The organism is Nocardia rosealba, assembly GCF_020216065.1.
Classification (GTDB): Bacteria; Actinomycetota; Actinomycetes; order Mycobacteriales; family Mycobacteriaceae; genus Nocardia; species Nocardia rosealba.
Map to the genome: position 1 here is coordinate 388,019 of NZ_JAIWNA010000004.1, position 19,911 is coordinate 407,929.

The window sequence follows — 19,911 nt, forward strand, 5'->3', positions numbered from 1 at the left end:
ATGTGGGCGCAGAGGGGATCGAACCCCCGACCGCTGGTGTGTAAAACCAGTGCTCTACCGCTGAGCTATACGCCCCTGCATCGCCGGTGGGACCGGCGGTGTCGGGTTATGAATCTAGCGCGGCCAGCGCTTTCTCCCAAGCCGCCTGGTCACGGGCCTCTCCGGGGCCGTTCATCTCCGCGAAAGTGATGTATCCGGACTTGTCGATCACGAAGGTGCCGCGGTTCGGGTAGCCGGATTTCTCGTTGAAGACGTCGTAGGCCTGGGCGACCGCGCCGTGCGGCCAGAAATCGGACAGCAGGGGGAACAGATAGCCCTGTTCGGCCGCCCAGATCTTGTGGGTGGGTGGTGGGCCGACGGAGATCGCGAGGATCTCGGCGTCGTCGTTCTGGAATTTGGGCAGCTCGTCACGCACCTTGCACAGCTCACCCTGGCAGATGCCGGTGAAGGCGAGCGGATAGAACACCAGCAGGACGTTCTTCTTGCCCCGGTAGTCCGACAGGGTGACGGGCTGGTTGTTCTGGTCTTTGAGCGTGAAATCCGGCGCGAGAGTGCCAACCTCTAGCGGCATAGGGGAGTTCCTGTCGTCGTGTCGGGTCTCAGCCGAGCGTTCTCGTCCGGCTGAGACCTTAGCGAACGGCGGTTTCAGCGCTGTTTGGACGGTGCCTTCGGCTGAACCAGGCGCGAGCCCGTCCAGCTGCCGAGGCTGATGGTTGATGTCTGGGTCAGGCCGGCCGTGGGTGCGGCTTCGGCGATCTCGCTCGGATCGACATGGCCCGGTTGACCGGTTTTGGGGGTGAGGACCCAGATGAACCCTTCGTCGGCCAGCGGGCTGATGGCATCCATCAGCTCGTCGGCCAGATCGCCGTCACCTTCTCGCCACCACAGCAGGACGGCGTCGACGACCTCGTCGGAGTCTTCGTCGACCATCTCGCCGCCCGTGATCTCCTCGATCTCGGCGCGCAATGCGTCGTCGGTGTCCTCGTCCCAGCCCAATTCCTGAACAACCAAGCCGTGAGAAATGCCAAGCTTCTGAGCGTAGTTCTGCGCGTCCGCCGCGGCGACCACGGTGGTGTCCTCCCTAAACTGCCGACAGTAAGATACGTGCAAGCGAACATGGTTATCGGCCGCAGCGCAAGCCGATCGGATGAATCGGTACCGTACGCCGCGTGTCGGCGACGTGAATTCAGCGCCGTGGGCAGGCCTGTTGTACCTCGGTACGCGCCTGATTGATTTTACGGCTCGCATCGTTGAGACCGCCCACCGGAGAGCTGTATGTCATCTTGCGTGTCTCGGCGGACAGCTCGCGCGCGGCGACGACATAGGCGGTGAACTTGTCGGCCAGCTCGGTCGGCAGGGCGCCCGCGGCGGCGGCCACACCGGACTCGACGGCCGTCGCGGCGGTGTCGAGCGCGCCTGCCGCGGCCTCGCGTTTGGCGGCGTAGTCGGGGGCGTTCTCGTCGTGGGCCTTCACGAAGTCGTTGTAGGCGGTGACGCCCGCACCGGTGGTGGTGGGGAACTGCCCGCAGTTGTCCTCGATGGCCTTGGTCCGGGCGGCCGCCGCGCGTGAGGACGCGGCCGCCGAGGAGGACGCGGCCGCCGCGGTCTTGTAGGCGGCGACTTCGGCGGGATCGGTGGTCGGGTTACCGGTGACCTGCTGGGCGCACCCGGCGATCACCGAACCGGCGATCACCGCGACCGATGCACAGATCAGCCCGAGTCTGCGCGCGTGCGGCACCCTCATCGTCGAACCCGTTCCCTCTCACTTCACCGACCGGTAGGTCCATCGCGAATCTAGTGGATTTCCTGCTGAGATGATGACCTGGGCGACCCTTTCGGCAAGGATGGGGGTCGCCCGAACCTTTCGAGACGGGTGCTCCGCACACCAAGCGGGCAAGCCCGGGGACCGCGACGCCGACAAGCAGTTCAGCCCCCAGTACGAGGAGCAGATTTGACCGACCTGATCCACTCTGCAGCTTCTTCCGATTCGCCGAACGACCCCGCGCCCGGTGCCAAACCCACCGGGGAACGCGTGCGGGTGATCCGCGAAGGCGTGGCATCGTATCTACCCGATATCGATCCGGAGGAAACCAGCGAATGGCTGGAATCCTTCGACGAGATGCTCGACCGGGAAGGCCCGGGCCGCGCGCGTTATCTCATGTTGCGGCTGCTCGAACGCGCCGGTGAGCGTCGCGTGTCGATCCCCGCGCTCACCTCGACCGACTATGTCAACACGATCCCCACCGAGAACGAGCCGTGGTTTCCCGGCGACGAGGAGGTGGAGCGTCGCTACCGCGCCTGGATCCGCTGGAACGCCGCGATCATGGTGCATCGCGCGCAGCGTCCCGGAATCGGTGTGGGCGGGCATATTTCGACGTATGCCTCGTCGGCGGCGCTCTACGAGGTTGGTTTCAACCACTTCTTCCGTGGCAAGGACCATCCCGGCGGCGGCGACCACATCTATATCCAGGGGCACGCCTCGCCCGGAATCTACGCGCGCGCGTTCCTCGAGGGTCGCCTGAGCACCGACCGGCTCGACGGGTTCCGGCAGGAATACAGCCACGGCGGCCTCGGCAAGGGTCTGCCGTCCTACCCGCATCCGCGCCTGATGACCGACTTCTGGGAGTTCCCGACGGTCTCGATGGGCCTCGGCCCGATGAACGCGATCTACCAGGCCAGGTTCAACCACTACCTGCACGATCGCGGCATCAAGGACACCTCCGACCAGCACGTGTGGGCGTTCCTCGGCGACGGCGAGATGGACGAACCCGAGTCGCGCGGCCTGATCCAGGTGGCCGCCAACGAGGCGCTCGACAACCTGACGTTCGTGATCAACTGCAACCTGCAGCGTCTCGACGGACCGGTGCGCGGTAACGGCAAGATCATCCAGGAACTCGAGTCGTTCTTCCGCGGCGCGGGCTGGAACGTCATCAAGGTGGTCTGGGGCCGGGAATGGGACGCGCTGCTCGGCGCCGACCGCGACGGTGCCCTGGTGAACCTGATGAACACCACCCCCGACGGCGATTTCCAGACCTACAAGGCCAATGACGGCGCCTACGTGCGCGATCACTTCTTCGGCCGCGACCCGCGCACCAAGGCGCTGGTCCAGAACATGTCCGACAACGAGATTTGGAACCTCAAGCGCGGCGGCCACGACTACCGCAAGGTCTACGCGGCGTACGCGGCGGCGATGACGCACAAGGGCCAGCCGACGGTGATCCTGGCCAAGACCATCAAGGGCTACACCCTCGGCAAGCACTTCGAGGGCCGCAACGCCACCCACCAGATGAAGAAGCTGACGCTGCAGGACCTCAAGGACTTCCGCGATCTGCAGCGCATCCCGATCTCGGACGCGGAACTGGAGAAGGACCCGTACCTGCCCCCGTACTACCACCCCGGCCAGGACGCGCCGGAGATCCAGTACATGCAGGCCAGGCGCAAGGCGCTCGGCGGGTACCTGCCCGAACGGCGAAGTGCGGCAAAGCCGTTGACGCTGCCGGGCGACGAGGCCTACCGCTCGGTGCGCAAGGGGTCGGGCAAGCAGAACGTGGCGACCACGATGGCGCTGGTCCGGTTGATGAAGGAACTGTTGCGCGACAAGGAGATCGGCAAGCGCATCGTGCCGATCATCCCGGACGAGGCGCGCACCTTCGGCATGGACTCCTGGTTCCCGTCGCTGAAGATCTACAACCGCAACGGCCAGCTCTACACCTCCGTCGACGCGGAACTGATGCTCGCCTACAAGGAGAGCAACGTCGGCCAGATCCTGCACGAGGGGATCAACGAGGCCGGGTCGACGGCGTCGTTCACGGCGGCGGGCACTTCGTACGCCACGCACGGCGAGCCGATGATCCCGCTCTACATCTTCTATTCGATGTTCGGTTTCCAGCGCACCGGCGACGGCCTGTGGGCCGCGGCCGACCAGCTGGCCCGCGGCTTCGTCCTCGGGGCGACGGCCGGGCGCACCACGCTCACCGGTGAGGGTCTGCAGCACAACGACGGGCATTCGCTGCTGCTCGCCTCGACCAACCCGGCCGTGGTCACCTACGATCCGGCGTTCTCGTTCGAGATCGCCCACATCGTGCGCGACGGGCTGCGCCGCATGTACGGCGGCGGCAACCCGGATCCGGGCACGCTGCCGGGCACCCATCCGCAGGAGACCGGGACCTTCGGCGGAGAGAACATTTTCTACTACATCACCCTCTACAACGAGCCCTACCAGCAGCCGGCCGAGCCCGACGACCTCGATGTGGCCGGCTTGCTCAAGGGCCTGTATCTGTACCAGCGCGGTGAGGAGGGTGAGGTGCGCGCCCAGATCCTGGTCTCCGGTGTGACCGTGCCCGCCGGTCTGCGCGCCCAGCAGATCCTGGCGCAGGAGTGGGATGTGGCGGCCGACGTGTGGTCGGTGACCTCGTTCGGCGAGTTGCGCAAGGAAGCCGTCGAGAAGGAGATCCACGCGCTCAAGCACCCCGATGCCGACCCCGGCGTCGCCTACGTCACCGAGGCGCTCGCCTCGGCGCGTGGACCGGTGGTGGCCGCCACCGACTGGATGCGCGCGGTTCCCGATCAGATCCGGCAGTGGGTGCCCGGCGACTACATCACCCTCGGCACCGACGGGTTCGGCTTCTCCGACACCCGTCCCGCCGCCCGCCGGGTGTTCAATGTCGACGCGGAGTCGATCGTCGTCGCGGTGCTCGAAGGCCTGGTGAAAGACGGCACCTTCGACAAGGCCAAGGCCGTGGAAGCGGCCGCGAAATACCGCATCGACGATGTGTCCGCCGCGCCGAAGCCGAGTGCGGACGCACCGGAGGAACTGGCGTAGCGGACTATTGGACTGTGGAGCGCAAACCGCCGCGGCCCCGTCGGATCACCGAGGGCACAAGCACGCACGAGGTCTACCTGCCGACCGGGGCGCTGTCCCCGAACCGGCAGACCCGTGACCCGCTGCCCGACACGCTGCTGCGACGGGTCAAGCAGTTCTCGGGCCGGCTGTCGACCGAGGCGGTCGGCGCGATGCAGGACCGGCTGCCGTTCTTCGCCGATCTGGACGCCGCTCAGCGGGCAGGCGTCCAGATGCTGGTGCAGACCGCGGTGGTGAACTTCCTGGAGTGGTTGCAGGATCCCGAATCCGACATCCGCTTCAGCCTGGACGCCTTCCAGGTGATTCCGCAGGATCTGGCGCGGCGGCTCACGCTGCGCCAGACCGTGGACATGGTCCGGGTGGCCATGGACTTCTTCGAACAATGGCTGCCCGCCCTGGCCCGCAACGACCGCCAGCTGGTCGCGCTCACCGAGGCGGTGCTGCGATACGGGCGTGAGCTCGGTTTCGCGGCCGCCTCGGTGTACGCCAGCGCGGCCGAATCGCGCGGCGCCTGGGACACCCGCCTCGAGGCGCTGGTGGTCGACGCGGTGGTCCGCGGGGACACGGGCCCGGACATGCTCTCCCGGGCCGCCACGTTGAACTGGGACGCCACCGCACCGGCAACGGTGCTCGTCGGCACCCCGCCGCAGGACCAGGGTGTGTCGACGGTCGGTGCGGTGCACACCATCGCGACGAGGCACGGTCGTGCCGCGCTCGCGGTGGTGCAGGGCGCGCGGCTGGTGATGGTGGTCAGCGGACACCTGGGCGACGCGGGGATCGGTTCGCCGTTCCTGTCGGATCTGCTCGCCGAGGTGTTCTCCGACGGTCCGGTGGTGATCGGCCCGACCATGCGCACCCTCGGCGCCGCGCACGCCTCCGCCATCGAGGCACTGGCCGGAATGGAGGCCGTTGTCGGGTGGCGGGGCGCGCCAAGGCCCGTTCACGCCTCGGAGTTGTTACCGGAACGGGCCCTGCTGGGCGATAGAGCTGCGATAGAGGCGCTGAACGAGTATGTTGTCGTCCCGTTGGCGTCGGCCGGATCTTCGTTGTCCGACACATTGGACGCCTACCTGGATTGTGGCGGAGCAGTAGAAACGTGCGCGCGTCAGCTGTACGTCCATCCAAATACTGTCCGGTATCGCCTCAAGCGAATCGGCGAGGTGACCGGACGTGATCCGCTCAATCCGCGCGACGCGTATGTGCTCCGGATCGCGGCCACAGTGGGCCGTTTGACACGAACACATAACGAATCATCAACTTCTGTCACGGAAACCCCGTCAACCCCAATGGCGCAGGACCCCCTGTAACGGGATTCGTGAATCGGTCGATCCGGACGCCCCACCTCGGATTTTGTGGGACCCCTACAAAACGCGTTCCAAACCTTCATTCGCGCCGACATCTCGTGCGGCGGGGGTCACAGTGTTTTCTTAGGGGGTGATCGCGTTGTTCACCCCTGGACAGGGGTCCCAGACACCCGGCATGCTCACGCCCTGGCTCGCACTCCCCGGTGCGGCTGATCGCCTCGAGCTGTGGTCGAAGGCCGCCGGCCTCGACCTGGTCCGTCTCGGCACCACCGCGACGGCGGAGGAGATCGTCGACACCTCGGTGACGCAGCCGCTCGTGGTCGCGGCCGCACTGCTGGCCTTCGCCGAAATCGCCCCCGAAACCCTTCCTGCGGATACGATCGTCGCCGGGCATTCGGTCGGCGAATTCGCCGCGGCCGCTGTCGCGGGCGTCATCACCCCGGACGAGGCCGTCGGCCTGGCCGCCATCCGCGGCCGGGAGATGGCCAAGGCGTGTGCGCAGGAACCGACCGGCATGTCCGCGGTGCTCGGTGGCGACGAAGCCACCGTGCTCGCACGGCTCGCCGAACTCGATCTCGTCCCGGCCAACCGCAACGCGGTCGGCCAGATCGTCGCGGCGGGCCGCCTGGAAGCTCTGGCGGAGCTCGCCGCGAACCCGCCGGAGAAGGCACGGGTCCGCGCATTGCCCGTCGCCGGTGCGTTCCACACCGCTTTCATGGCCCCGGCACAGGCAGCTGTCGCCGATGCCATCGCCCAGATCTCGCCGAGCGACCCGATCCGGACCCTGCTGTCGAACTTCGACGGACAACCGGTCACCTCGGGCGCCGACGCGATCGACAAGCTCGCCGCGCAGGTCACCCGACCCGTGCGCTGGGACCTGTGCACCGAGACCGTCCGTGCGGCGGGCGTCTCGGCGGTGGCCGAACTGCCACCGGCGGGCACCCTGGTCGGCATCGCCAAGCGGGAACTGAAGGGCACCCCCAACCTCGCCCTCAAGACTCCCGAAGACCTCCCCGCGTTGGCCGGACTCACCTCCGCGGGCTAGCTTTCCCCCCGGCGGTCGCGCACGACGAAGTGCGTCGGCTGTTCAAGACCCTACAAATGAGAAACAAGAAGGGAGCCACCAAAGTGGCCGCTCTGACCCAGGAACAGATCGTCGAAGAACTCGGCAAGATCATCGAAGAGGTTACGGGTATCGAACCCTCCGAGGTGACCATCGAGAAGTCCTTCGTCGACGACCTGGACATCGACTCGCTGTCCATGGTCGAGATCGCTGTGCAGACCGAGGACAAGTACGGCGTCAAGATCCCCGACGAGGATCTCGCCAGCCTGAAGACCGTGGGTGACGCTGTCTCCTACATCCAGAAGCTCGAGGCGGAGAACTCCGACGCCGCCGCGGAGCTCAAGGCCAAGTTCGACGCCGAGTAGAGGCTGAACCAGTGACCACTCCTTCCACCTTGAACGGGAATTTCCCCAACGTCGTCGTCACCAGCATGGCGGCGACCACGTCGATCGCGGGTGATGTCGATGCGACGTGGAAGGGACTCCTCAACGGTGAGAGCGGAATCGACGTTCTCGAGGATTCCTTCATCGAGGAATACGACCTGCCGGTGCGTATCGGCGGTCACCTGAAAGTCAGCCCCGACACCCTCCTGAGCCGGGTCGAGATCCGCCGTATGGCGTATGTCGAGCGCCTGGCGACCGTGCTCGGTCGCGAGGTGTGGAAGAACGCGGGCAGCCCGGAGGTCGACCACGACCGCCTGGGTGTCGCGATCGGTACCGGTCTCGGTGGCGGCGACGCGTTGATCGACTCGGTCGACAAGCTGAAGAACGGCGGCTATCGCAAGATCTCGCCGCTGGCTGTTCAGATGGTCATGCCGAACGGTCCGTCGGCGGTCGTCGGTCTAGAGCTGAAGGCCAGGGCGGGAGTGGTCACTCCGGTCTCGGCGTGCTCGTCGGGTTCGGAGGCCATCGCCAACGCGTGGCGGATGATCGTGATGGGTGACGCCGACATGGTCGTCACCGGTGGCGTCGAGGGCTTCATCGACTCGGTGCCGATCGCGGCGTTCTCCATGATGCGGGCGATGAGCACGCGCAACGACGACCCCAAGGGTGCTTCGCGTCCGTTCGACAAGGATCGTGACGGTTTCGTCTTCGGCGAGGCAGGCGCGCTCATGACGATCGAGACCGAGGAGCACGCGAAGGCTCGCGGTGCGACCATCCACGCGCGTCTGCTGGGTGCGGGCATCACCTCCGACGGTTTCCACCTGGTCGCTCCCGATCCCGAGGGCACCGGTGCGGCCAGGGCGATGACTCGCGCGATGCAGACCGCCGGTCTGACCAAGCGCGACATCACCCACATCAACGCCCACGCGACCGCGACTCCCATCGGCGACACCGCCGAGGCGAACGCGATCAACTTGGCGGTGGGTAACCACGCTTCGGTGTACGCGCCGAAGTCGGCACTCGGTCACTCGATCGGCGCCGTCGGCGCCCTCGAGTCGGTGCTCACTGTGCTCGCGATTCGGGACGGTATCGTTCCGCCGACGCTGAACCTGGACAACCAGGATCCGGAGATCGATCTCGATGTGGTGCACGGGGAAGCCCGTCGCCAGGAAATCGAGTACGCGATCAACAACTCCTTCGGCTTCGGTGGGCACAACGTCGCGCTCGCCTTCGGTCGGGCCTGACGCACGGATTTCCCGGTGGGGGGTCGGCCAACTGAATGGTTCGACCCTCCGCCGTGATCCGGCGGAGGCCGAGAGATTTTCGACAACGAAGGTAGGAGTGGACGCGATGACCATCATTGCTCCCGCGTTTCAGGATTCGGTCACCGACCCGCGTGACCCGCTCGGTCGGCTCCAGCGCTTCTTCGACCCCGGCACGATACTGCCGCTGCATCCCCGCGACCGCTCCGGTGTGCTCGCCGCGATCGGCGAGGTCGACGGTGTTCGCACCGTCGCGTACTGCTCCGACGCCACCGTCATGGGTGGCGCGATGGGCGTGGAGGGTTGCAAGCACATCGTCGACGCGATCGACACAGCCATCGAATCCGGCATCCCCGTGGTCGGCCTGTGGCACTCCGGCGGCGCACGCCTGGCCGAGGGTGTCGAGGCGCTGCACGCGGTCGGGCTGGTCTTCGAGGCCATGGTCCGTGCGTCCGGGCTCGTTCCCCAGATTTCGGTGGTGCTCGGCTTCGCCGCCGGCGGCGCCGCCTACGGCCCCGCGCTGACCGATGTGGTCATCATGGCGCCCGAGGGCCGCGTGTTCGTCACCGGTCCCGACGTGGTCCGCTCGGTGACGGGCGAGAACGTCGACATGGAGACCCTCGGTGGTCCCACCACACACTTCAAGAAGTCCGGCGTCTGCCATATCGCCGCCGACGACGAGGCCGACGCGCTGCACCGGGCCCGCAGGCTGGTGTCGATGTTCGCCGAGCAGGGCGAGTTCGACCTGGTCGCCGCCGCGCACGGCGATGTCGACCTCAAGGCGATGATGCCGGAATCGGCCAAGCGCGCCTACGACGTGAAGCCGATCATCCACGAGCTGCTCGACAATGTGGAGTCGCCCGACGGCGCGACCGAGTCGTCGTTCGAGGAGCTGCAGGGCGGTTACGCGCGCAGCATGGTGACCGGTCTCGGCCGCCTCGGTGGGCGCACCGTCGGTGTGCTCGCCAACAACCCGCTGCGTCTCGGTGGCTGCCTGAACTCCGAAAGTGCCGAGAAGGCCGCGCGTTTCGTGCGGTTGTGCGATGCGTTCGGTATTCCGCTGATCGTGGTCACCGACGTTCCCGGTTACCTGCCGGGTGTCGGTCAGGAACTCGAGGGTGTGGTGCGCCGCGGCGCCAAGCTGCTGCACGCCTTCGCCGAGGCTCGCGTTCCGCGCGTCACCCTGGTGACCCGCAAGATCTACGGCGGCGCCTACATCGCCATGAACGCGCGTGCCCTCGGTGCCACCGCCGTGTTCGCCTGGCCCGGTTCGGAAGTCGCCGTGATGGGCGCCAAGGCCGCGGTCGGGATCCTGCACAAGAAGGCGCTGGCCGCCGCACCGGAAGAGGAGCGTGAGGCGCTGCACGAGCGGCTCACCGCCGAGCACGAGCGGATCGCGGGCGGAGTGGAACGCGCCGTCGCGATCGGCGTGGTCGACGAGGTGATCGACCCGGCCAAGACCCGCAGCACCCTCGCCGCGGCGCTGGCCTCGGCGCCTGCCCGCAAGAGTCACCACAAGAACATCCCGCTGTGAGCTGACCTGACCGGAAACGGCCGCCTCGTCGTCGAGGCGGCCGTTTTCCTGTCCACGCAGCGCCGCGGCGCATAATGGCAGAGTGCGCTATGAGGACCTTGCCGATGCCCCGTGTTCCATCACGCGGCCCCTGGTGATCCTCAGTGACCGCTGGACCCTGCTGATCCTGAAGTACTGCTTCGCGGGCGTCCGCCGGTTCAACGCCTTCCAGAGCGCGCTCGGCATCTCCCGCAGCCGCCTGCACGACCGACTCGATCGCCTCGTCGAGCACGAGATCCTCGTCAAACGCCCCGTCGACGACGGCGCCTACGAGGAATACCGCCTCACCGAAAAAGGCCACGCCATCTACCCGATCCTGATGGCCATCCGCGACTGGGGCGACACCTACATGGCCCCCGAAGGCCCACCGGTCGAATACCGCCACCACGACTGCACCGGCGAAGCCCACGTCCACCTCACCTGCGACGCGTGCCACGCCGAGGTCACCGCCCGCGATATCGATCCGCAGGCGGGCCCCGGCATCGCCGGCGTCGCCTGACTGGTCAACCGATCACCACGCTCTGGTGGCGTTGCCTCTCGCGCGATGCCGCCACCGGAGCGTGGTGATCTCGAATTCAGGAGGTGTGCCAGGTGACCTGGTCGTCGAGGGGCGCTCGGGCGGTGCGGAAGCCGTTGATCGGGTGGTCGACGTCGGGGTAGCCGAAGGAGACGCCGAAGACGACCTTGCGGGTGTCGGGGATGTCGAAGTACTCGTGGATGAAAGGGGAGTAGGAGGCGAGGGCCGCCTGCGGCGCGGCGCCGAGGCCGAGCGCCTGGGCGCCGAGCAGGAAGTTCTCCAACCACAGCCCGCAGTCGATGGCGCCGTACACGCCGAGGTCGGCCTCGGAGGTGACGATCGCGACGTGCGGTGCGTCGAAGAGTTCGAAATTGCGGACCATCTGGCGCATGGTCTTCTCGTGGTCGCCCTTGACGATGCCGACGCTGTCGTAGAGCTGGAAACCGCAGGCGCGGCGCCGCTCACGGTAGACGCCTTCGTAGGCGGCCGGGAATTCGAAATCCGGTGTGTTGGCGGCGGTTTGGATGTGGGCCAGCAGTTCCTTGCGGAACCGGTCGGTGCCGTCGCCCGCGGTCACGACGATTTGCCAGGGCTGGGTGTTGCACCACGACGGGGTGCGCTGTCCGAGGGTGAGGAGTTGTTCGATCGTGGCGCGGTCGACCTGATCGGGCTTGAACTGGCGGCAGGTCCAGCGTTCGTCGGCCAGGCGCCGTAGGGCGGCGAAATCGGGGTGATCGGTCGGCGCCATCGCGCGGCTCCCTCGGTAGGTCGTGAGAACTAGTCTCATTTTGAGACCAATTTAGCAGTCGGGGCGGAAACGCGGAACCCGCCCGCGCCACGAAGATTCGGGCGGGGGCGGGTTCTGATCGGCGAGTCCGTCGGCGGCCGACGGTCATGGCCGCCGACCGGCGCGGCGGGGGCGCGAGAAGGGATCCGGGAGGGATCAGGCTCGGCGGCGCACGACCACGACCACGGCGACGCCGATACCGACGAGCAACACAATGCCCGCGCCCACCAGTGCGTACCGAGTCCACGGGCGGGTGGTGGCCGTTGATCCGTCCACTGTCACCAGCTGGTCCTGGCTCTGCTCGCCGAGCACGTCACCGCCGCCGCGATAGGCCGGGCCGGGTTCGGCCGCGCCCGAGACGCTGACGTCGAGTTGCACCGGCGTCGGCGGCATCGTATCCGCGCTCGAGGGCTGGCCGACCTTCACCGCGAGATAGTGCCAGCCCGCGATCGCCTGCTGGTTCACCGCGGAGTCGGACTGCTCTCGATTGGTGTAGCGGACCGGAACCGACTCCACCGACAGCTCGGCACTGGATCTGCCGGTGTAGGCGTTGGTGTCGGTGGCGATCTCACGGCCGAGCGGCGAGTACAGCACGGTCTCCACGTTCGCCGCCGAGGTGTTGTTCGCGCCGCCGGTGTCGGCGAACTGCACGCGATAGGCCAGGCCCTGCCCCCAGTCCAGGCGGACCCGGTAGAAGACGAACTCACCGGATTGCAGAGTGTCACCGAACTTTCCGCTGCCGGGCAAGGTCGCCGCGACGGTGAAGGAGCCACCGCCGGTCACCGGCTGGACCGGCCCGCCCGGGTCGGTGAAGGTGACGGGCGTCGGGGTTGCCGCAGGCCCGGGATCGGCGACGCCTGGTTCGATGCCGATCAGGATCTCCATCGGCAGGCGAGCGGGCGCACCCGTCGAGGCCAGGTCCCAGTTCACCTCGAAGTAGTAGCGGCCGCCACCACTGCAGGTGCCGCCTGCCTCGGCGGCGCCGTCGAACGTGGTGGCGACGGTGAGGGCGACACCGTCGCTGGAGCGGGTTTCGAGCTCGCGTTCGCGCTTCCCGCAATCGGCGCCCTCGCGATCGCGCACCCGCAGTTCGAGGGCGTTCATGTCCTCGGTGGTCGAGACGTCCTTCGCGCGGGGGAACGACACGATGCCGGTGAAGTGGGCGGTTGCGCCTTCGGGCACATCGACGGCGTAGTACCGCTTCTCGTGCTGACCGATCGTGTCGAGGTACTGGCCCGCCTTCGCCACCGGCGCCGAACCGTACTCGGTGGAGCCGGTGATGGGTGTTCCGGTGGCCTGGTAGCTACGCAGGGCGGTGGAACTCACGCGGGGCAGGACGCGTTCGAGGGCGGCGCCGTCGGCGGCGTCGGTGTATGTGCCGCTGGTCGCCTGAGCCATGCAGGTGAGCTGAGCGCGGGCCTTGTCGTCGACGGCGAAACCGATCGCGTGCACGACGAGATCGACGCCGGCGCGCTTCAGTTCGGCGGCGACTTCGCACGGGTCGGGCGGTGCGCACGTGTCGTCACCGTCGGAGACCAGCACGATGGAGCGCGGCCCCGAATCGGGCAGCGCGTCGGCGGCCTGGCGCAGCGCGGTGCCCATCGGCGTCCAACCGCGCGCCTGGATGCCGTCGACGGCGGTGGTGAGCGCGGCCTTGTCCAGGGTGTTCGGCTGGTGCAGCACCTGCACATCGCGACAGCCCTGAGCCTTCTCCGCCTCGGTGTTGCCGGTGCCGGTGCCGTAGGTGGTGAGGCCGACCGAGGCCTGCGCGGGCGCCGAATCCACGAAGCTGCGCACCGCCTGTTTGGCCGCGTCCATCATGGTTCCGCCGCGATCCGGCCGTTCCATCGAGCCGGAGGCGTCGAGGATGATCATGGTCGGCGCGTATTCGGCGGGATCCGCCTGCGCCGGTACGGGCAATAAAACAAGAGCCGCCGCAGCGATCGCGGCGGTGCGGAATTTCAACATAGCGAGCCGACCCTACCGCGAGTCGCCGCCCCGGTCCTGACCCGATTCCCACGGGCGCGGCCGGGTCACACCATGCACGAAGAGCCATCGATGACGCGCAGTCGGGCCGAGTGCGGTTCATGCCGGTGGCAACCCACGCAGGTTCCCCGCAACGCGGCGAGGAGGCGTCGACGCCGCGCCGGTTCGGGGCGGCCGACTGTGGCCGGGGGCGATGGCAGCCCGCGCCTGACGCGCAATCGGGGCGTGGCGGGGCACAATCGGACTCATGGCGTTGCAGTCCCGCGATGCGCAGGAGCGCAAACGGCACGGCAGGCACTACACCCCGCCGGAGCTGGCGCGGTTTCTGGCGCGCCGGGCGCTGCTGTACGCCCCGTGCGGCGCCGAGTTGCGGGTGCTCGACCCGGCCTGCGGGGACGGGGAGCTGCTGCTCGCGGTGCATCGGGAGATGGTGTCGTGCGCACCGGGTGTCGCGGTCCGGCTCACCGGGTACGACCTGGACCGTGCCGCCGTCGGTGAAACGGTGGCGCGGGCCGCGGCCGAGGGGGTCGAGATCCACTGCCGGGCAGGGGATTTCCTGGCGAAGGCGCCGCGTCTGGCGAAGGGCTCCTTCGATCTGATCATCAGCAACCCGCCGTATGTGCGCACGCAGCAGCTCGGCGGGGCCACCGCGCAACTGCTCAGCCGAAAATTCGGGCTCCGTGGGCGTATCGATCTCACGCATCCCTTCGTTGCCTTGGCGCCGCGTCTCCTCGCGCCGGGTGGCGTGCTCGGATTGCTCTGTGCCAACAGGTTTCTCACCACCCGAGCGGGTGCCAACCTGCGCCGCATCCTGACCGCCGACCTGACCCCGGTCGAGCTCTACGACCTCGGCGACACCAAACTCTTCTCCGCTGCCGTCCTCCCCGCGATCACCATCGCCACCAGATCAGCCGCGAGCGTCGCGCATGCCCGCGTGTTTCCCGGCGAAGGCACGATCCCAGCCGGTGACGGTGCGAGCGGTGTAGGCGCCGACAACGCGCATCAGAACCGCGGAACGCGCGCATATGCCGCAGCTTCCACCTCGGTGTCCAGCACTGCGACGGGGGGCACTGCGGCAGGCGGTGCTGCGGCGTCCGGCACTGCGGCGGGCGGTGCTGCGGCGCCCGCGATCGTGCCCACAGATTCCCTGTCCGCCGGCGGATTCGCGAAGCGAAGCGATCCGGCGAACGTTGCCGAGAGCTCGGCCGGTTGCCGGTACGTCTCCGTCTATGAGCGAACTGGCGACGAAACAGGCTGCGGTACAGAGCTGTTCGACGCGCTAGCCGGGGAGACCGACTGCCTGGTCGGTGCTGGGGGACGCGTATTCGCGGTTGAAGTGGGGACGTTGGCATCGCAGGGGCGGGAAGCGGCGAACGGGCCGTCGGCCGGCCAGGTGATCAGTGATCACGAACGTCCGCACGGGGAGACGGTCTGGCGGATGTCGCGCCCGGCCGTCGACCGTTGGCTCGACAAGATCGCCGACCGAACCTGGCACACCTTCGGCGAGACGGCGCGAATCCGGGTGGGTATCAAGACGACCGCCGATCGGGTGTTCATCTCCGACCACTGGGACGACCTCGACCCGACGCCCGAACGAGAACTGCTGCAGCCCTTGATCACTCACCACGACCTCGAACGGTGGCAGATCAAGAAGGATCGTGGCACCAGAGTGCTTTACCCCTACGACCTGCGGAAAACACGGCGCACCCCGGTCGATCTGGCCGAATTTCCCTGCGCAGCAGAGTATCTGCGCACCCATGAGGAGGCGCTGTCCGGTCGACGCTATGTTCTCGACGGCGGCCGCAAGTGGTACGAGATCTGGGTACCGCAACGACCACACCTGTGGGGCGCGCCGAAACTCGTCTTCCCCGATATCAGCGAACGGCCCCGCTTCGCCCTCGATCGTTCCGGTGCCGTGGTGAACGGCGACTGCTACTGGATCTCGCTCACCGACCTCGACGCAGGCAAGTCCGCGACCGAGTTGGCGTATCTCCTGATGGGCGTGGCGAATTCGGCGCTGGGCCTGCGGTTCTACGACGCGGTCTGCGGCAATCGTCTGTATTCGGGCAGGCGACGCTGGATCACCCAGTACGTCGCCCGGCTGCCCTTGCCCGATCCTGGCAGCCCGGCCGCCGTCGAGATCGTGCGTCGCGTGCGCGAGCTCATGGAGGGCGGTGTGCCGGTATCCGATGCCGCCGTCGACGAAGCAGTCGCCGAGGCGTTCGGGGTGCCCGCTCAGTAGGTGGGACGGATGCCGACCATCGGCAGCAGGGTGCGGCGGGCGAATTCACGTCCGGCTTCGGCGTCGTCCAGCGGGATCAGCCCGTCGGGAGTCAGCGCCAGCGACAAGGCGAGGCGAGCCATGATCTCGGCGACCAGGTCGGGGTCGAAGTCGGGGGAGCCCGCCTGCACCTCACGCAGCTTGTCGGCGAGATATTCGCGCCCCACCGCCAGGATGGGACCGGCGTCGGTGGTGAGTTTGGGCAGGATCATCTCCGGCTCGGTGCCGAGCAACCGCCGCAGCAGCTCGTTGCCCGCGATGGTCGTGACGAAGGCGACGAAGATCTCGACCAGCCGGTCCTCGGGTTCGGTGACCGCGCGGACCCGCTCGTCGATCTCGCCGACATAGCGCTGCGCCTCACGCACGCCAACCGCTTCGACCAGGTCGTTCTTGGATTCGAACCGTCGGTACAGGGTGGCCGGGCTGATGCCGGCGCGGCGCGCTATCTCGCCCATGCTTGTCCGTTTGATCCCGAAATCCAGAAACGCCGACAGCGCGCTGTCGAGCAGTTTCTCCCCGTCGGTGACGGGTTTTTCCAGGATCCGCGCGAGGATGGTCGAGACAGTGGGCATCAGCCCATTATCCCCGTGGTGGGAGATCCAGCGCGACCATCTCTTGCTCGATCGCGTTCGCCGCGAAATGCACACCCCGGGAACGTAATTCGTGAACACGGCACTGAAGTGCCTCGATACCGCCTGGTTGTGCCGCGATATCGGCCACGCTGAGCCTGCCCCCGGATCGGTGCACACCTACCTGCGCGTATGCCACCGTGATACCTCCTGCCCCGCGTACCGGTGCCGGCCCTGAAGACTCGGTGGACCGGTCGCGATACGCAGGGCAAATGTTATCAGGTTTCCCTACTGGTCATTTGCTCAGTGTGATGCGTCACAACACTTCGGCGTCCCGATGTGTGGCGAGATTGTGTAGGTACACCGCGGCGTTGAGCTTGATGCCGTCCTGCTGTGCCTCGGTGAGCTCGCGACGCACCTTGCCCGGCACCCCGGCGACCAGCGACCCGGGCGGAATCTGGGCGCCCTCGGGGATGAGCGCGTTGGCCGCGATGAGGGTGCCCGCCCCGATCACCGCGCCGTTGAGCACGGTGGCGCCCATGCCGACGAGCACGTCGTCGCCGATGGTGCACCCGTGCAGAATCGCGTTGTGCCCCACCGACACACCGGAACCGACGGTGAGCGGGAAGCCGGGATCGGCGTGCAGCACGCACCCGTCCTGGATGTTGGTCCGGTCGCCGACGGTGATCTGTTCGAGGTCGCCGCGCAGTACCGCCGAGTACCAGACGCCGACCTCGGCGCCCAGGCGCACCCGTCCGATCACGGTCGCGTTCGGCGCGATCCATGCTGACTCGTCGATCTCGGGCGCGAACCCGCTCACCTTGATGATCATGCGGCGATTATCGCGCTGCGCGTCGGCACCGGGCGCGGCGGGCAGCGCGGCACCGATTCTCGGGCGCTGTGGCCCGGGGTCGGCGCGTTGACGCTCGATTCCCCGCTGTAACGCGAAAACCGTTAGCGACCATAAGAATTCGAGTCGCCGCGACAGTCGTGGGACTTCGTCCGGAGGAGAACGCAGTGTTGCTGCACAGATGGACGGGTATCCGGTTGCGTGCGATGTCGCGCCTGCTGTTGGCGCTCGTCGTCCCGGTGCTCGTGGTGAGTGGATGCTCCTCGGAAGGCGGCGGCGCCGACGGGACCCCGGTACCGAGCACGTCGCTGACCGCGACGACGTCGGCACCGACGAGTACGCCGGCGACATCGACGAGCGCACCCGCTGCCGCGACCGACCCGGGCGTACCGGACCAGGATGCCGGTGGTCCTGCCGCCCCGGTGCCGCAAGCGCCCGGGCAACCAGCGGCAGCGCCGCCCGCGCAGGCCGAGATCCCGCCCGGGCACACCTGTGTGCCCGGCCCGGAATGCGGTACCGACAGCTGCGGGCCGGGCGAGTGCGGCGAGACGGGGCCGGGGTGCCCGCCGGGCGAGCGGTTCTGCGGAACCGACCAGTGTGGACACGGCAACGAATGCGGGCAGACCGACCCGCCGACCACAACCGCCGCGCCCGTCACCACGACGCCGCCACCGGCGACCACGACCGAACAGCCGCCGTCGACATCCGCGACGGCCGGCGCGTCGGAGACCACGTCGAGCCCGGTGGTCGCGGCGCCTGCCGGGTAGGGATCCGGACACGCCTCGAATTCGACTGCGGCCCGTCGAAACAGGATCTAGTCTGGGTGAATGACGGCAACGGGCGTAACTTCCGGTGTTCCGGCCGAGGTCAAACCGCAAGAATTCCGGGTCGCAGTGACTCCGGCCGGCGCCGCGGAGCTCGCCGCCCACGGGCACGAGGTGCTCGTGCAGGCGGGTGCGGGCGTCGGCTCGGGCTTCGCCGACGACGACTACCGGGCCGCCGGTGCGCGGATCGCGGCAAGCGCCGACCAGGTGTGGGCCGAATCCGACCTGGTGTTGAAGGTGAAAGAACCCATCGCGCAGGAGTATTCGCTGATGCGGCGCGAGCAGGTGCTGTTCACGTATCTGCATCTGGCCGCGTCGAAGGACTGTACCGACGCGATCCTGTCGTCGGGGATCACCGCCATCGCCTACGAGACGGTCCGGGCGGCCGACGGTTCGTTGCCGTTGCTCGCGCCGATGAGCGAGGTGGCGGGCAAGCTCAGCGCGCAGGTCGGTGCCTATCACCTGATGGCGCCGATGGGTGGGGAAGGCGTGCTGCTCGGCGGCGTGCCCGGGGTTCGGCCCGCCGACGTGGTGGTGCTCGGCGGTGGCGTGGCGGGCACCAATGCGGCGAGCGTCGCGGTGGGGATGGGTGCGCGGGTGAGCGTGCTCGATACGAATCTGGCCCGGTTGCGTGAACTCGACGCCCGGTTCGCCGGGCGGGTCGGCACCCTGGCCTCGCACGCCCTCGAGATCGAGAAGGCCGTGCTCGCCGCCGATCTGGTGATCGGGTCGGTGCTCGTGCCAGGGGCCAAGGCGCCGAAACTGGTGTCCGACGAGCTGGTCGCGCGGATGCGTCCGGGTTCGGTACTCGTCGACATCGCCGTCGACCAGGGCGGTTGCTTCGAGTCGACCCGGCCGACGACGCACGCGAATCCCACCTTCCCCGTGGGGAATTCGCTCTTCTACTGTGTCGCGAACATGCCGGGTGCGGTCCCGCACACCTCCACCGTCGCGCTCACCAACGCCACCCTGCCCTACGCGCTGGCCATCGCCGACAACGGCTGGCGTGGGGCGTGCACCGCCGACCCGGGTTTGTCGGCCGGGCTCACCGCGGTGGACGGGAAGTTGCTGTCGGCGGAAGTGGCCGCCGCGCACGGGTATTCGCTCGGGGTCTAGGGCTCCGCGAAGATTCCCTCGGTGATGACGGAGTCCGCCAGGAGCGGGCGGGTGATCGACCAGCGCTCCGTGAAATGACTGCGTGACATCTTCCAGCGGCCGTCCTCGATCACGTAGTCGTCGTCGTAGTCGCCCGTCGAGACGAACTCGGTGTTGTCGATCAGATTGACCTGGCGGAATCGCAGGGTCCACCGGCCTGTCGCGGTGTGTTCCCCGGTGACGGTGATGTCGGGGTGGATGCCGTGATGCATGTCGAGGACGACGTGTTTGCCGTCGACCTTGTGCAACGCGATGCGGGTGAAGATTTCGACCAGCGGCCCTGCGTCGTGGAAGGTGCCGATTGGGCCGTAGTCCAGGTCGGCGCCGGACCGGATGAAGCAGTCCCGCATCGTCTTCGGGTCCTTGTTGTCACAGGCTCGCCAGTACCGGTGCTTGAGTTGTTTGATCGCTTCGATCTGTTCGAGGGTGTCGATGCGTTGTGCGAGATCCATCGGTTGCCTGCCCGGGTGTGGAGTGGTGAGCGAATGGTCGGGTT

Annotated in this window: 18 protein-coding genes and 1 tRNA gene; 10 read left to right on the forward strand and 9 right to left on the reverse strand. The window is 67.7% G+C overall.

The genetic code is table 11. The features are described 5' to 3' along the window. Positions 1–3: 3 nt before the first annotated feature. The 4 genes from LDL21_RS18695 to LDL21_RS18710 form a co-directional block, all read right to left on the reverse strand. Positions 4–75 (reverse strand) — tRNA-Val (locus LDL21_RS18695). 31 nt (positions 76–106) lie between these two features. Beyond that, positions 107–571: a peroxiredoxin gene (locus tag LDL21_RS18700; RefSeq protein WP_067487241.1), complete on the reverse strand. Its 465-nt coding sequence runs from the start codon at positions 569–571 to the stop codon at positions 107–109. 74 nt (positions 572–645) lie between these two features. Beyond that, on the reverse strand, positions 646–1,068 hold the full coding sequence (locus LDL21_RS18705; RefSeq protein ID WP_067487242.1) for a DUF3052 domain-containing protein: 423 nt from the start codon (positions 1,066–1,068) through the stop codon (positions 646–648). 118 nt (positions 1,069–1,186) lie between these two features. Then, the gene (locus LDL21_RS18710; RefSeq protein WP_181697985.1) at positions 1,187–1,744 is read right to left on the reverse strand and encodes an Rv2240c family protein; all 558 of its coding nucleotides are present in this window, start codon (positions 1,742–1,744) and stop codon (positions 1,187–1,189) included. Between the two features lie 288 nt (positions 1,745–2,032). Here LDL21_RS18710 and aceE point away from each other — a divergent pair, with 288 nt between their 5' ends. The 7 genes from aceE to LDL21_RS18745 all read left to right on the forward strand — a co-directional run bounded on the left by aceE (position 2,033) and on the right by LDL21_RS18745 (position 10,945). Next, a complete protein-coding gene (aceE, locus tag LDL21_RS18715; protein WP_225281194.1) occupies positions 2,033–4,822 on the forward strand; it encodes a pyruvate dehydrogenase (acetyl-transferring), homodimeric type in 2,790 nt (929 codons plus the stop codon). A gap of 44 nt (positions 4,823–4,866) precedes the next feature. Next, a complete protein-coding gene (locus tag LDL21_RS18720) occupies positions 4,867–6,168 on the forward strand; it encodes a PucR family transcriptional regulator (RefSeq protein WP_181698045.1) in 1,302 nt (433 codons plus the stop codon). Between the two features lie 127 nt (positions 6,169–6,295). Further along, complete coding sequence (locus LDL21_RS18725) at positions 6,296–7,210, forward strand: ACP S-malonyltransferase (RefSeq protein ID WP_067487246.1); 915 nt, start codon at positions 6,296–6,298, stop codon at positions 7,208–7,210. Positions 7,211–7,266: 56 nt separating this feature from the next. Next, entirely contained in the window at positions 7,267–7,593 is a 327-nt protein-coding gene (gene acpM, locus LDL21_RS18730) for a meromycolate extension acyl carrier protein AcpM (protein ID WP_067487247.1), read from the forward strand. 11 nt (positions 7,594–7,604) lie between these two features. After that, on the forward strand, positions 7,605–8,855 hold the full coding sequence (locus LDL21_RS18735) for a KasA/KasB family beta-ketoacyl-ACP synthase (RefSeq protein ID WP_067487248.1): 1,251 nt from the start codon (positions 7,605–7,607) through the stop codon (positions 8,853–8,855). Between the two features lie 106 nt (positions 8,856–8,961). Further along, positions 8,962–10,407 carry an acyl-CoA carboxylase subunit beta gene (locus tag LDL21_RS18740; RefSeq protein WP_067487425.1) on the forward strand — a complete coding sequence of 482 codons (1,446 nt, stop codon included), beginning with the start codon at positions 8,962–8,964 and terminating at the stop codon, positions 10,405–10,407. Positions 10,408–10,489: 82 nt separating this feature from the next. Continuing rightward, entirely contained in the window at positions 10,490–10,945 is a 456-nt protein-coding gene (locus LDL21_RS18745) for a winged helix-turn-helix transcriptional regulator (RefSeq protein WP_225281131.1), read from the forward strand. A gap of 76 nt (positions 10,946–11,021) precedes the next feature. Here LDL21_RS18745 and LDL21_RS18750 read toward each other — a convergent pair whose 3' ends face one another. Continuing rightward, positions 11,022–11,711, reverse strand: a complete 690-nt coding sequence (locus LDL21_RS18750) for a nitroreductase (protein WP_225281132.1) — start codon at positions 11,709–11,711, stop codon at positions 11,022–11,024. 195 nt (positions 11,712–11,906) lie between these two features. Next, positions 11,907–13,718 (reverse strand): vWA domain-containing protein, encoded by a 1,812-nt coding sequence (locus tag LDL21_RS18755; RefSeq protein ID WP_225281133.1) that lies wholly within the window; start codon positions 13,716–13,718, stop codon positions 11,907–11,909. Positions 13,719–13,983: 265 nt separating this feature from the next. Between LDL21_RS18755 and LDL21_RS18760 the strand changes: the two genes are divergently transcribed. Next, complete coding sequence (locus tag LDL21_RS18760; RefSeq protein WP_225281134.1) at positions 13,984–15,978, forward strand: N-6 DNA methylase family protein; 1,995 nt, start codon at positions 13,984–13,986, stop codon at positions 15,976–15,978. Here LDL21_RS18760 and LDL21_RS18765 read toward each other — a convergent pair. Both LDL21_RS18765 and LDL21_RS18770 read right to left on the reverse strand, forming a co-directional pair. Further along, positions 15,972–16,589, reverse strand: coding sequence for a TetR/AcrR family transcriptional regulator (locus LDL21_RS18765; protein WP_225281135.1), 618 nt, complete (start codon positions 16,587–16,589; stop codon positions 15,972–15,974). The genes LDL21_RS18760 and LDL21_RS18765 overlap by 7 nt on opposite strands. 313 nt (positions 16,590–16,902) lie before the next feature. Continuing rightward, a complete protein-coding gene (locus LDL21_RS18770) occupies positions 16,903–17,418 on the reverse strand; it encodes a gamma carbonic anhydrase family protein (protein WP_225281136.1) in 516 nt (171 codons plus the stop codon). Positions 17,419–17,603: 185 nt separating this feature from the next. On the opposite strand from LDL21_RS18770, the gene LDL21_RS18775 reads away from it, so the two are divergent. Both LDL21_RS18775 and ald read left to right on the forward strand, forming a co-directional pair. Continuing rightward, the gene (locus tag LDL21_RS18775; RefSeq protein ID WP_225281137.1) at positions 17,604–18,203 is read left to right on the forward strand and encodes a hypothetical protein; all 600 of its coding nucleotides are present in this window, start codon (positions 17,604–17,606) and stop codon (positions 18,201–18,203) included. 60 nt (positions 18,204–18,263) lie between these two features. Then, entirely contained in the window at positions 18,264–19,376 is a 1,113-nt protein-coding gene (gene ald / locus LDL21_RS18780) for an alanine dehydrogenase (RefSeq protein WP_225281138.1), read from the forward strand. Here ald and LDL21_RS18785 read toward each other — a convergent pair. Further along, entirely contained in the window at positions 19,373–19,867 is a 495-nt protein-coding gene (locus LDL21_RS18785) for a nuclear transport factor 2 family protein (protein WP_225281139.1), read from the reverse strand. The two genes, ald and LDL21_RS18785, sit on opposite strands and share 4 nt — an antisense overlap. Positions 19,868–19,911 lie beyond the last annotated feature (44 nt).